General features: G+C 41.4%; 14 protein-coding genes. 1 reads left to right on the top strand and 13 read right to left on the bottom strand.

Features of this window, described 5'->3' with window-relative positions; translation table 11 throughout:
• Positions 1-149 precede the first annotated feature (149 nt).
• The 9 genes from FD716_RS04000 to FD716_RS03955 all read right to left on the bottom strand — a co-directional run bounded on the left by FD716_RS04000 (position 150) and on the right by FD716_RS03955 (position 7,306).
• Positions 150-1,478 carry an MFS transporter gene (locus FD716_RS04000; RefSeq protein WP_171476984.1) on the bottom strand — a complete coding sequence of 443 codons (1,329 nt, stop codon included), beginning with the start codon at positions 1,476-1,478 and terminating at the stop codon, positions 150-152.
• 821 nt (positions 1,479-2,299) lie between these two features.
• Complete coding sequence (gene arsH, locus FD716_RS03995; RefSeq protein WP_139851067.1) at positions 2,300-3,004, bottom strand: arsenical resistance protein ArsH; 705 nt, start codon at positions 3,002-3,004, stop codon at positions 2,300-2,302.
• Positions 3,005-3,009: 5 nt separating this feature from the next.
• Complete coding sequence (gene arsB / locus FD716_RS03990) at positions 3,010-4,050, bottom strand: ACR3 family arsenite efflux transporter (RefSeq protein WP_139851066.1); 1,041 nt, start codon at positions 4,048-4,050, stop codon at positions 3,010-3,012.
• A gap of 7 nt (positions 4,051-4,057) precedes the next feature.
• Positions 4,058-4,531: an arsenate reductase ArsC gene (locus FD716_RS03985; RefSeq protein WP_139851065.1), complete on the bottom strand. Its 474-nt coding sequence runs from the start codon at positions 4,529-4,531 to the stop codon at positions 4,058-4,060.
• 6 nt (positions 4,532-4,537) lie between these two features.
• Positions 4,538-4,858 carry a metalloregulator ArsR/SmtB family transcription factor gene (locus tag FD716_RS03980; RefSeq protein WP_139851064.1) on the bottom strand — a complete coding sequence of 107 codons (321 nt, stop codon included), beginning with the start codon at positions 4,856-4,858 and terminating at the stop codon, positions 4,538-4,540.
• 57 nt (positions 4,859-4,915) lie between these two features.
• Positions 4,916-5,350: an arsenate reductase (glutaredoxin) gene (gene arsC / locus FD716_RS03975; protein ID WP_139851063.1), complete on the bottom strand. Its 435-nt coding sequence runs from the start codon at positions 5,348-5,350 to the stop codon at positions 4,916-4,918.
• 218 nt (positions 5,351-5,568) lie between these two features.
• Positions 5,569-6,270, bottom strand: coding sequence for an alpha/beta fold hydrolase (locus FD716_RS03965; RefSeq protein WP_139851062.1), 702 nt, complete (start codon positions 6,268-6,270; stop codon positions 5,569-5,571).
• A 14-nt stretch (positions 6,271-6,284) separates the two neighbouring features.
• The gene (locus tag FD716_RS03960) at positions 6,285-6,599 is read right to left on the bottom strand and encodes an AzlD family protein (protein WP_139851061.1); all 315 of its coding nucleotides are present in this window, start codon (positions 6,597-6,599) and stop codon (positions 6,285-6,287) included.
• Positions 6,596-7,306 (bottom strand): AzlC family ABC transporter permease, encoded by a 711-nt coding sequence (locus FD716_RS03955; RefSeq protein WP_139851060.1) that lies wholly within the window; start codon positions 7,304-7,306, stop codon positions 6,596-6,598. Before FD716_RS03955 ends, FD716_RS03960 begins: the two co-directional genes overlap by 4 nt.
• A 177-nt stretch (positions 7,307-7,483) precedes the next feature.
• Between FD716_RS03955 and FD716_RS03950 the strand changes: the two genes are divergently transcribed.
• Positions 7,484-8,350: a LysR family transcriptional regulator gene (locus FD716_RS03950; RefSeq protein ID WP_139851059.1), complete on the top strand. Its 867-nt coding sequence runs from the start codon at positions 7,484-7,486 to the stop codon at positions 8,348-8,350.
• 55 nt (positions 8,351-8,405) lie between these two features.
• Here the strand turns inward: FD716_RS03950 and FD716_RS03945 are convergent, their stop codons facing one another.
• The 4 genes from FD716_RS03945 to gabT form a co-directional block, all read right to left on the bottom strand.
• A complete protein-coding gene (locus FD716_RS03945; protein WP_139851058.1) occupies positions 8,406-8,873 on the bottom strand; it encodes a hypothetical protein in 468 nt (155 codons plus the stop codon).
• A 131-nt stretch (positions 8,874-9,004) separates the two neighbouring features.
• On the bottom strand, positions 9,005-9,805 hold the full coding sequence (locus FD716_RS03940; protein WP_139851057.1) for a thioesterase family protein: 801 nt from the start codon (positions 9,803-9,805) through the stop codon (positions 9,005-9,007).
• Between the two features lie 231 nt (positions 9,806-10,036).
• Entirely contained in the window at positions 10,037-11,485 is a 1,449-nt protein-coding gene (locus FD716_RS03935; RefSeq protein ID WP_139851056.1) for an NAD-dependent succinate-semialdehyde dehydrogenase, read from the bottom strand.
• Entirely contained in the window at positions 11,482-12,765 is a 1,284-nt protein-coding gene (gene gabT, locus FD716_RS03930; RefSeq protein WP_139851055.1) for a 4-aminobutyrate--2-oxoglutarate transaminase, read from the bottom strand. The genes FD716_RS03935 and gabT overlap by 4 nt, the downstream gene beginning before the upstream one ends.
• Positions 12,766-13,122 lie beyond the last annotated feature (357 nt).

Below are 13,122 nucleotides of genomic sequence, written 5' to 3'. Positions count from 1 at the left end.
GTTGATAAAAAATCCGACTTAGTGTCGGATTTTTTAATATTTAAATCAAAATAATTTCTTTTTGTTCAAACCATTCTTTCTCAATTAGTTTTTCCTTTAGTGCGTTAGGATTTTTTGTATAACAAACAACAGCTAAACAAGATCTTTGATTAAACTGCTGATGTATTTCCTTTAGGAATTATCACTACACATAACCAAGCAATCGCTAAAGGAATAGCCAAAGCAAAGAAATAACCGCTTAAACCAAAAGATAATAAGACTGAACCACCGAGTGCAGATCCTAAAATTGCCCCCATACGTCCCATACCAATTGCCCAACCAGTTGCAGTTGCACGAACTTCGGCAGGATATGAAGCAATAACCAAATAGTTTAATGCTAATTGTTGACCGCCAATACCAAAACCGGCAAGTGCAATCAAAGCAAAGACAATCGCCCATTGTTGGCTAACAATTACTAAACCGAGTGCAACGGCTACAGCGATTCCGCAAGCAAACATAAAGTATAGAATCTTCACGGTATTAATTTTCGGAAGATAATAAGCCAATGGTATTGCAAATAAAATAAATGCTGCATTTACGGTTACAGATGCATAAGGCGCTTCAAGTGGATTTAAACCTGCTTGTTTTAAAATTGTTGGTAACCATGACAACAACATAAACCACGCGATCCAGTTAAAGAAATAAGTCCCCCATACACCAACGGTAGTTTTAAACAAATTCTTTTGGAATAACACCCCAAGTGTTACTGACTTATTGGCCTGCGTATCCGTATTAACTTTAATGTCATCACTGTTGATTTGAATATCTTGTCCAGTGATCTTTTTTAAGATACGTTGAATTTCACTTAAATTCTTAGTATCTGCTTTCTGGCTTAAGAAATCTAATGATTCAGGTAAAAAACAACTTACTAATATTAATAATATAAGTGGAATAAGACCACCAATAAAATAAATACTTTCCCAACCCCAAATTGGCATTATTTTCGCAGCTAATAATCCACCCAACATTGCACCAGCAGGCAAAGCCAATAATACAATTGTGGTAACGACACCTTTAACACGTTGAGGAGCATATTCTGCTGCGAGTGCTAATAAGACTGGTGTAGCCCCACCCATCCCAATACCAGCAAGTAATCTCAAGATAAAAATTTGATCTAGATTTTGTGCAAATCCAGTGAGTAAGGTTGATCCTGCGAAAATTGCAATACATGCCATCAAGGTATTACGGCGACCAATTTTATCTGCAAGGATGCCAAGCATCATTGCGCCAACGGTCATCCCAATGATGCCAGCAGTAAGGACTGGAGCCAAAGCACCAGCTTTAAGTTGAAATGCTTCAATCATCGCAGGACCCGTAAAGGCGACCGCTTGAGTATCAAATCCATCACATAGTGCGATTAAAAAACAAAGAGTAATGACACGCCACTGAAAGTTTGATAAACCTTGATTAACTACCATGTGTATCGGGTTTTTTTGCATATCCCTTGCCATATTCCGTTTGACTTAGAAAAGTGTAATATGCAACTTTTAGCTTGGTTTTACGAGAACTTGATAGGTATAACTTTATATCTTAGACATACACTTTATTCATTTTTTATATCCAATAATTTAAGTGCAAAAAATATCATTTAGATTATTTTTTATAATTTAAGTTTGGTGACTAAATAATTTGTGTATTGATGCTGACTGAAATCATAACGCGATCATATTTTCCTAGATCACTTTATCATCCCCCCGATTTTTTTACTCCCTCAACATCATTTCACTTTTTAACCAGTCTAGAAATATGAGTTTTCTGGAGTCTTCTTCAAGGATAGATTGGAAGAGTAAATAATACGCTGAGCCATTATTATCACTAAAGAACCCATCCTCCAATCCACCGTAAAATAGTCCCAGCCAATATTTGAGATTATTCTAATGGAATCATATGGTCTGTATTTTTAATGCTGACTGAACGCGCATGCTTGCACTGCTGATAAAGTTCGTTGGCTTCTTCTGCGGATCGTAGCTGATCTTCCGCACCAGTAATGCTCCCTTAAACAATCGAGCTTGAAAGTAGAAAATCGAATAACCTTAAATTATGTGGCAAAAACACGTTGAGATTGACTCCCATAAAAACTTAAATGGCTTTGATTTAATTAAAATATTCAATCTCACACTATCTGTCTTTAAACGCTAGATCATATTTCATAAAAAACCCCGTAAGTTGTGTCCAACTTATGGGGTTCAGTTCATTAATGGCGGTTGTTTCTTTAATCGAAATAGCGTTTTTATCTCAATTATTTGCAGGAAGCATTCCCCTATAAACTACGCTGATTCACCCGTTTTGATAATTCTTCAGCAGATTCTTTACGCTCAGAATATCGATCTGTTAAATACAAACTTTGACCACGCGTCAGCAAAGTAAATTTATAGAGTTCTTCCATCACATCCACAATTCGATCGTAATATGGCGATGCTTTCATTCGTCCATCTTCTTCAAATTCTAAAAATGCTTTCGGAATTGAAGATTGATTCGGGATTGTGATCATCCGCATCCAACGCCCTAAAATACGCATCTGATTTACACTATTGAAAGACTGCGAGCCACCATTGACCTGCATGAGTGCCAATGTTTTCCCTTGGGTTGCACGTATTGCACCCCCCGCCAAAGGAATCCAATCAATTTGAGATTTAAAAATAGAACTCATCGACCCATGACGTTCAGGTGAACACCACACCATACCCTCTGACCAGCTCAACAAGCCCTGTAATTCTTTGACTTTTGGATGTTCCATATCCGCATCGTCGGGTAATGGCAAACCTTTAGGATGAAAAATTTTAACCTCAGCACCCAAATACTCAAGAATTCGTCCCGCCTCCATTACCGCCAAACGACTGTATGAACGCTCACGATTCGAACCATATAACAATAAGATGCGTGGGGCATGATCTAGCGCTTTTGCTTGAACTTTTTCTAAGGTAGACGGCTCAAGAAGTTTGATATCAATATTTGGAAGATTCATGACATTTACACCGTTTTAAAATACTTTTTTCTGAGCCATAGGGACACACTGACCAAAGCAATCAAGATTGGTACCTCAACCAATGGCCCAATAATGGTTGTAAATGCGACAGGTGATGCTAGACCAAAAGTTGCAATCGCGACTGCCAATGCTAACTCGAAGTTATTTCCAGCAGCAGTGAAAGAAATTGCTGCCGTTTTTGGATAGTCATTCCCCATCCACTTGCTCATAAAGAAGCTGATGAAGAACATCACAATAAAGTAGATTGTTAATGGAATGGCAATACGAATCACATCTAAAGGTAGACTTACCACATCGCCACCCTTGAGACTAAACATTGCGACGATGGTAAAAAGTAAGGCCAACAAACTTAATGGACTGATTTTTGGTAAAAAAACATGTTGATACCAGTCTAAGCCTTTGGCTTTCACCAAAATCAAACGAGTCAAAAACCCAAGAAAAAATGGAATTCCTAAATAAACCAATACCGCATGAGTAATGGTCCAGAAATCTACATTGATCACTTGCCCTGCAATACCGAAATAGGGTGGCAAGAAGGTTAGGAATAACCAAGCATAAGTACTGAAGAATAAAATCTGGAAAATACTATTAAATGCAACCAAGGCCGCAACATATTGGTTATCGCCACAAGCTAAACCATTCCAAACCAAGACCATTGCAATACAGCGTGCCAAACCAATTAGGATTACACCCGTCATATATTCTGGATCGTTATGCAAAAATACTATCGCGAGCACAAACATCAAAACAGGTGCGATAATCCAGTTCTGAACCAAGGATAAAGTTAAGGTTTTTTTGTCTTTAAAGACCTTGGGGAGCGCTGCATAGTCTACTTTTGCCAAAGGCGGATACATCATCAAGATCAAGCCAAGCGCAATTGGAATATTGACCGAATCAACACTCATTTTATCCAATGCAATAGATGCTTGAGGCAAAAAAACACCTATTGCAATCCCCAAGGCCATCGCAATAAAAATCCATAGCGTTAGGTTACGGTCTAGAAATGACAATCTTTGCTGAGTCATGATGTTCTCATTCAATACTTGAGATCTGATTGATTGCTGCAATCAATTCAGAACGAGACATATTTGCTGTATCTAATGCAAATAAAGCATCTAAACGACGATTGATCTGCTCCACTGTGACTTTAAATGCCGCTAACTTTTCATCTTTAGGTCGATCTAAATGTGAAGGATCAGCCAATCCCCAATGTGCTTTAATTGCACCCCCTAAATAAAGTGGGCAAGCTTCCTGAGCCGCTGAATCGCAAACTGTAATCACGACATCAGGTTGATATTGCTCACAGTCATCAATACTTTTGCTCCACAAACCCGCTGTTGAAAGCCCAAGGTTTTCCAGCGTTTCAATGGTCAATGGATGTACCTGTCCTGATGGCTTACTACCAGCACTGTATGCTTTCCACCCCTCAAGTGCACGACTGTTAAAAAGCACTTCTGACAGAATGCTACGGCAACTATTTCCAGTACATAAAAAAAGAAATTTCATGATTTTTTACTCACAATAACTATTGATTTGAATCGTTTGGGAATCTTTACTTGTTAAAGTTTGACTACAAACCAAGAGATTCAGAACCTCATGACACCACGTTGGGAGTTGTGGGTTAATGCTGTAATACACCCATTGGCCTTGTCTTCTGTCTTGTAAGAGGCCAGAAGAACGCAATAACGCTAAATGCCGAGAAATCTTTGGCTGACTCAGTTGTAACTTTTCAGTCAAATCACAAACACATAACTCTTTATGCTCAGCGACTAAAGTCACGATATTGAGTCGAGTTTCATCTGCTAAGCATTTAAAAAAAATAACTTGGTCCATTCTCATCTCTCATTCGCTTATTTGGATATGCGGATAATTCTATAAAAAAGTAAAAACTTAATTCACAGGTTGCCCATTTTCATCAATCACTTTTTCACCGTCTTCTTTGGTAAATGTCGTCTTTTGCGGTAAAGATAGAATCTCCAATACGCGTTCCGATGGGCGGCTTAAACGAGTTCCCAATTCAGTAACAACAAATGGACGATTAATTAAAATTGGATATTCAAGCATAAAACCAAGCAGCTGTTCATCGCTCAAATCATGACGATCAAGCGCTAAATCTCGATAAGGATCTACATTCTGGCGAATGGCTTCTCTTACCGTTAATTTGGCATCCTGAATCAATTTCACTAATTCTTCATAACCAGGTGGTGTAATGAGATATTCAATAATCGTGGGTTCAATGCCTGTATTACGAATCAAAGCCAACGTATTTCTAGAGGTTCCACAAGCGGGATTGTGATAAATCTTAATTTTTGATGACGTTATCATCGAATTAAACTCAATTGATATTTTATTAGACCTTTATATATGAGTTTTCATATATATGCAATTCCATATATACAGAAATTTCAAATAGTTTTCATCTCTTAATTTTTTGCTCAGTCAACATCATTTCACTTTTTAACCAGTCTAGAAATATGAGTTTTCTGGAGTCTTCTTCAAGGGCAGATTGGGAGAGTAAGTAGTACGCTGAGCCATGATTATGACTAAAAAACCCACGTCCCAACCCACCGTAGAATAATCCCAGCCAATACTTGAGGTTGTTCTAATGGAATCATATGACCTGTATTTTTAATGCTGACTAAACGCGCATGTTTGCACTGTTGATAAAGTTCATTGGCTTCTTCTGCGGATCGTAGCTGATCTTCCGCACCGGCAATAATCAGCGTCGGGCAGTTAATTTTGTGCATATCATAATGACTGCGATCAAGCAGCGACTGTTTCACAAAATTTGCATACCCCAAGTTTTTACCCATCGCTTGGATTGTTTTTATCAGGGTGATGTTATTGGCATGACGTGGATGGAGCGTTTTAATAATCGAGATGGAGCTTAAACCGCGAAAGCTTTCTTTCGTATTGAGTCGAATCGCAGTCAGTTTATGTTCTCTTTGCTGTGCAGTATCTGAGCGTAATGAAGATGCAATTAAAACTAGGCCCGTCACACGTTCAGGAAACTGTTCGGCAATGGAACGTGCAATATACCCCCCCAATGAAAAGCCAATCAATATAAAACTCTCTGGCACCTGTTGTGCAATATATTGAGCAATCTCAGCGATATTGTTCCCTTGCGTTAAACTGGCGCGAACGATATGCCATGTGCTTGGCAAGGCTGCAACGACATCATCCCACAAGCTTCCATCTAACATAAAACCGGGAATCAACACCACTGAAACTTTTTCTTGCTGCATTGCCTTGCAATCCATTAGATAAAACTTTGTCTAAATAAAGCAGCCGCCAAAATACCAGCACTAATCGATACCATCGGTTTTTTGACCACGAGCATTAAAACTGCAGTGGTGAGTAAAGCAAGCCGTGCACCATTATCTCCTTCCAGTGCAATCGGGGCTAACAAGGCAACCAAAACTGAACCCGACATCGCATTAATAAAACGCTGCACTCGGTCGCCAATTGGGATATAGGACATTATCAACACCCCACCCCAACGTGTCGCCAAAGTCACAATTGCCATAATCAAAATAATAACAAATGGATAACTGGTACTAATTTCTAGATTCATGTGCGCTTCTCCTGCCAGAATACGCCAACGATGCCACCAATTAAGGCACCAACCACAACATGGCTATTTTCAGGGAGATAGCGATAAGCCAATAATGAACTTACTGCGGCAATGCTCCAGATGACAAAGATTCGAAAATCTTTTTGTCCACCCACCACCATCGCCAACAGAAAACACGCCATCACCATATCCAGTCCGAACATGCTCGGATTGTGGATCAGATTGCCAAAAGCCAGTCCCAGCCATGTTCCCAACAGCCAGAATAACCACAGCGCAAGCCCTCCACCAAACAACAGTCCCATGCCAGACTCACCACGATTAAATGCCTGAAGCGAGAACGCCCAATTTGCGTCAGAGATGACCAGCAATATGCCATAGCGTTTAAAGGGTGGAAGATGGCGTAACCAAGGATAAAGCGATGCACCCATCAACAAATGTCGAGCATTAATAAAGAATACGGCGACAATCAGTGGGATCAGAGAAACCGTTTGCCCCCATAATTCTAAAGTGGCAAATTGAGATGCTCCCGCAAAAACAGAGGCACTCATCAACATGATGGCACTATTATTCAAACCAACTTGTGTTGCAGCCAATCCAAAGGCAACCCCAAAGACAGCAACAAAACATGAAATTGGCAGGAGTCGCTTAAAACCAGACCAAACTTCAGATCGGTTTAAGCTATAAATTGCTTGATCTGTATTAGACAAAGTCGTTTTCCTTAACAGTTCTTAAACACCTATGTAATTTATATAAGTAAGTATAACCTGATGAAGATTAGGGAAATTTCCCCCTTTATTTCTTGTTAAATTATGAGTGGATAAATAAAGAATGAAAAGCGCATAATCCTCGAATATACTATTCGAAAATCGAATAACTAAAATCTTATGAATTTACAAAATCTACAAATCGATTGGTTAAAGTGTTTTGTTGCCGTGGTTGATACGGGTTCACTGTCAAGTGCAGCACCGGTGCTCTACCGCTCTCAATCTGCAGTCAGCATGCAACTCAAAAAACTTGAAGCAACCTTACATTGTCAACTTTTAATTCGAAGCCATCGGCAGATTCAACTCACGCCAGAGGGTCAACTCCTTTTAGGCTATGCACGGCGCATTTTAGATTTGCATCATGAGACGCAGATCGCCTTCAATGGTGAAGCGCTGAGCGGGCGAATTCGCTTGGGCGTGCCTGATGATTATGCAGGAAAATACTTAACGCCCGTGCTAAAACGCTTTGCACCACTCTATAGTGCAGTTGAAATTGAATTGTACTGTGAACAATCCACCGCTTTAATTCCACGTATTGAAAATGGCGATTTAGATTTAGCCCTGATTTCAAGAGACCATGCACGTCAAGGCACGTTATTGTTTCACGAACCAATGGTTTGGGTTGGCTCGCCCCACTTTGAAATCTGGCGCCAAGATCCTCTTCCCATCGCTGTCTATGAAAGCAGTAGTTTAGCGAAACGTAGCGCAATACATTCATTGGCTTTGCAAGGGCGTCGTTATCGGGTGGTCTATCATAGTTCGAGTTTGGTTGGTCAAATTGCAGCCGTAGAAAGTGGTTTGGCCATTGCAATCGTGACCCAATGTAGTGCTCCGCCTCATTTAAAAATTTTGGGTGCAGAACATGGATTTGGCCCCTTGGAGCCGATGCAAGTTTCAGTCTATCGAAGTACCGCATCGCGTGGGGAAAAAGCCATTGATCACTTATATGAGTTGTTAATTAAAACGCTGCGATCTTCCTTTATTTGATGATCAAGCATCCACAAACACTCGCGCTGCAAGAAAAAATCGCACTCCATTCCGATTAGAACGCTTTAAAATTATAGAGATTCTGGATAAATGTATCGGGAATCACGGCATCAACCGGGAATTTCGAGAATTTGATTAGCAGTGCGGTATTTTTTTCATTGGCACCAAATACATAGATAATTTTCACCTGTGCTCTTTGATCAATGACCTCATAATAAGTGATCTGATCCAGTTGTTTTTTAATTAAGGCACTGCCCCGTTGACCTTCTTGCTCAGCAATCATGGCTTGCGTCCACGCGGTTAAATGGCTGTTGGCATTTGGCATCACATCTCGTATCACCCCAATCCCAATGCCCTGATTTAAATTGGTATAAAACAAGTTGGCGGTTTTTGCTTGTAGCTCAGAATAATCAAGTTTTAAAGGCGTGCTACCAAACATCACGCTATTACTGCTGACGCAAGCTGTAAGCAACAGACTACCGAGTAAAAATAGGCCTAATTTTATTTTTTGATGTAAATACATGATGTTTTCTACTCTCGCTGAATTTATTTAACCCACTCAGCAGTATAAACAATTGGCTTACGAAGTAAGCAACTTAAAATAACAAAGCCCTCAAAAGAGGGCTGTATTAACCTATTGAGGAAGCGGACTTTTTACCCCAGTTTCCTTAAAGTTAAAATCTGCTCACTGCGCCCAAATGGCCCATAAACATCATGTAAAACCGAACTGGTGAGACCAATCCCATCGGTGCCATATTGTTGCACCGTTTCTAAGCCAAGCCATCTGCCTTGTGGCGCACGATACATATGTACTTGTAAGTCAAGATTTGGGAATGCCCATTCAAACTGGCCTTCTTGACGAGGCACAATCCCATTGGCGGTATCCAACATGCCCATCAAATGTACAAAGTCACTGGCGGCATGTCCTTCAACCATTTGTTTTTCATTGTTTAACCACACCACGCCTTTACCAGCACGATGTTGTTCATTTGAGCGCGCTTCAAGTGATTGAATAAAACCACCTGGCCATTTTTCTAAACCCGACCAAAGCGTATATTGATCTGGATGATGTATCGCTTGATCTTCAAGACCAGCCACACTGCTGCTGTCTTGAATACACATCCGCCAAGCACGTGCCACCACACAAGTTTTGCCATTGGCGAGCATTTTCGACTCTAACAATTCAATGGTTCGACCTGCACGAATCACCGATGTTTCAATCGAGAACTCACCAAAACTAATCAGACCAAAAATATCATAACTAATTCGTCCAATCCGCATGTCATCACGTGGTGAAAACTGTTCAAGTTCGGCAGCAAGGAGCCCACTGGCTGGTGCCATATGCTGCTCATGTGGATTCCATGCACCTTGGGCATGAATGTTTGAACAATACTGTGCGGTGACCGTGCCACTGGCATCTGTGCTTCGACTTAATTGTTGATAATACGCAGTCATGATCTGTTGAAACTCCCTTTTCTTCATACTAAATAATGCTAAATCTGAGGTTCATTATGAAGACAACACAATAGAAGATTCAATCACCTTATGCTTTAAAGCAGAACTCATCGGTCTAGTTTTTCATTTATTGAGTTGGATTGCGTCCAAGCGATAGCCCCTTTAGGCTCAATAAAAAGCCAGCCCGCATGACACGGACTGGCTGAGATCAATCAAGGCGATAGCTTTGGATTATTCAGATAAATCAAGGCACATATATTTAATTTCAAGATAATCTTCAATGCCATATTGCGAACCTTCACGACCTAGACCCGATTGTTTGATGCCCCCAAAAGGAGAAACTTCATTGGAAATCAGTCCGGTATTGATGCCCACCATGCCATATTCAAGCGCCTCACCAACACGCCATTGACGCGCTGAACTTTGCGTGAAGATATAAGCCGCTAAACCAAACTCGGTATCATTGGCCATAAAGACCGCTTCATCTTCAGTCTCAAAACGAAACAGTGGTGCCAATGGCCCAAAGGTTTCTTCACGTGCCACGCGCATCGCTTGAGTCACATCGGTCAATACTGTTGGCTCAAAGAAAGTGTTGTCTGCGGCAACACGCTGGCCACCAGCTTGAACTTTGGCACCTTGGCTGACCGCATCTTGAATATGCGCTTGCACTTTGGCAATCGCTTCTTCATCAATCAATGGGCCTTGAGTCACCCCATCTACCCGACCATCCCCGGTTTTTAGCTTGTTCACTTCTTCGATCACGCGCTGACTGACCGCAGCATATACACCGGCTTGAATATAAACACGATTGGCACAAACACAGGTTTGGCCACTGTTACGGAATTTACTCGCCATGATGCCTTTGACCGCTTGTTCGATATTGGCATCATCAAACACGATCACAGGTGCATTGCCACCCAGTTCAAGCGAAAGCTTCTTAATGGTTGGCGCACATTGTTGCATTAAGATGCGACCCACTTCGGTGGACCCAGTAAAACTCAGTTTACGTACCACATCACTTTCACATAGGGTTTTACCCACTGCTACGGCATCCCCACTGAGGGTGATCATCACATCTGCGGGTAAGCCCGCTTGTGTTGCCAAAACCTCTAAAGCATAAGCACTTAAAGGGGTCTGCTCTGCAGGTTTGATCAGCATTGAACAACCTGCAGCCAATGCCGGTGCAATTTTACGGGCAATCATCGCAGCGGGGAAATTCCACGGCGTAATCGCGGCGGTCACCCCAATGGGTTGTTTCAGTACCAATAAGCGTTGCTGTGCTTGCGCCGATGGCAGAATATCGCCTTCGACACGACGGGCTTGTTCTGCAAACCAACGGATAAAGGATGCTGCAGAGCCAATTTCACCACGCGCCTCAGCCAGTGGCTTACCTTGTTCAGCGGTTAGAATCTGTGCTAAATCCTCTTGGTTTTTGAGGATCAATTGATACCAATTCATTAGTAAATCGGCACGTTGCAAGGTGGTTAGTTTTTTAAATGCGGCTTGCGCTTGTTGTGAACGCAAAATCGCTGCTTCAACAGCGGCTTGCGTATGAGTTTTAACCCATGCAAGCGCATCACCTGTTGCTGCATCATTCACTTGGATCGCAGCATTTGAAGCAGGCGCTTCAAATGTGATATCCGCATGGTTTAATAAGGCGTGATATTTTTGATTGATCATGCAGTTTCATTCACTTTATTTGAGGATATTGCTGCAAAGCCTTGTTTTAAAATACTTAAGGCCGCTTGGAATTGCGCATCTGGAATAGTCAATGGATAGAGGAAACGAATCACATTGGCTTTTTTTCCACAGCTCAACAATATCAAGTTTTTACTCATCGCAAAATCTTGAATCGCCTTGGTTTGTTCTGCTGTTGCTAATTCAACCGCAATCATCGAACCCAAGCCACGAATATCACGTACAAAGCTATGCGTGTCTTTTAAATCTTCAAGCACATCAATCAATTGTGCTCCAAGTTTATTGGCACGATCACAGAGCTTTTCTTCTTCAATCACCTCAATGACTGCATGTGCTGCCGCCACAGCCAATGGATTCCCGGCATAAGTTCCGCCTAAGCCACCTGGATTCGGTGCATCCATGACATCTGCACGCCCCACCACCGCTGAAATTGGGAAACCACCACCGAGACTTTTTGCCATGGTCATCATATCGACTTTCATTTCAGGATGATGATCCATCGCAAATAATTTGCCTGTACGCGCAAAACCAGTTTGGACTTCATCGGCAATCAATAAAATACCGTGTTGATCACAAATCTGACGTAAGCGAATCATCAATTCTTGTGGTGCAACATTGAAACCACCCTCACCTTGTACAGGCTCAAGCACAATCGCAGCAACATCATGTGCCGCAATATCGGCACTGAAAATTTCTTCTACGCTTTCAATCGCATCATCAACTGAAATACCATTAATCGCGACTGGATAGCGCGCATGAAATACCCCAGATGGCATCACGCCAAAATCACGCTTATACGGTGCGGTTTTACCAGTCATCGCCATGGTCATAAAGCTACGACCATGAAAAGCGCCACCAAAAGTAATTACGCCATGACGTTTGGTGGCAGCACGTGCAATTTTGATTGCATTCTCAACTGCTTCTGCACCAGTGGTAAACAATGCTGCTTTGGCCGGGCCTTTAATTGGTGCACGTGCAATAATTTTTTCAACTAAGCTGATATAACTTTCATACGGTGCCACTTGATAAGCAGTATGAGTGAACTTTCCAAGTTGTTCAGTCACTGCTGCCATAATTTTTGGATGGCGATGTCCAGTATTTAATACTGCAATTCCACCAGCGAAATCGATAAATTCACGACCCTGCTGATCCCATAATGTTGCGTTCTCGGCACGCTCTACATACCAGTCGCACATCACGCCAACACCGCGTGGCGTGGTTTGTTGTTTACGTGCATTCAGTGCTAAGTATTGATTATCCATTTTCATACCTCTGATTATTTTAACCATGCATTTGGGAGCGCCTGAATCGTTCAACGGCAAAGTCTGACTTTGCTTAACATCGCGATTCACTTCGATGTTGTTCGACTCAATGTTGCTCAATTTGATAGCTCTAATGTCGCGCGTTTATCAGGGAGTGACCAGTGCCACTTCTTATACTTGATTAGGAGCCAATTTCATTGTTAAATCATTTTGTTGGCGCAGGATAGAGTGCAGCTTATACGTGCTACTTTTTACCCGCTTAATTTCAAAATAAACCATGCAATCATAAACTTAGTAATTCAATATAAAATCTCAAAGCGCCATTCTGCGAATTCGTGTATGGTAAACCACGCAATT

This window comes from Acinetobacter pullicarnis (assembly GCF_006352475.1).
GTDB lineage: Bacteria > Pseudomonadota > Gammaproteobacteria > Pseudomonadales > Moraxellaceae > Acinetobacter > Acinetobacter pullicarnis.
Note: the sequence above shows the minus strand (reverse complement) of the source record. Positions and strands in the feature narration are given on the sequence as shown.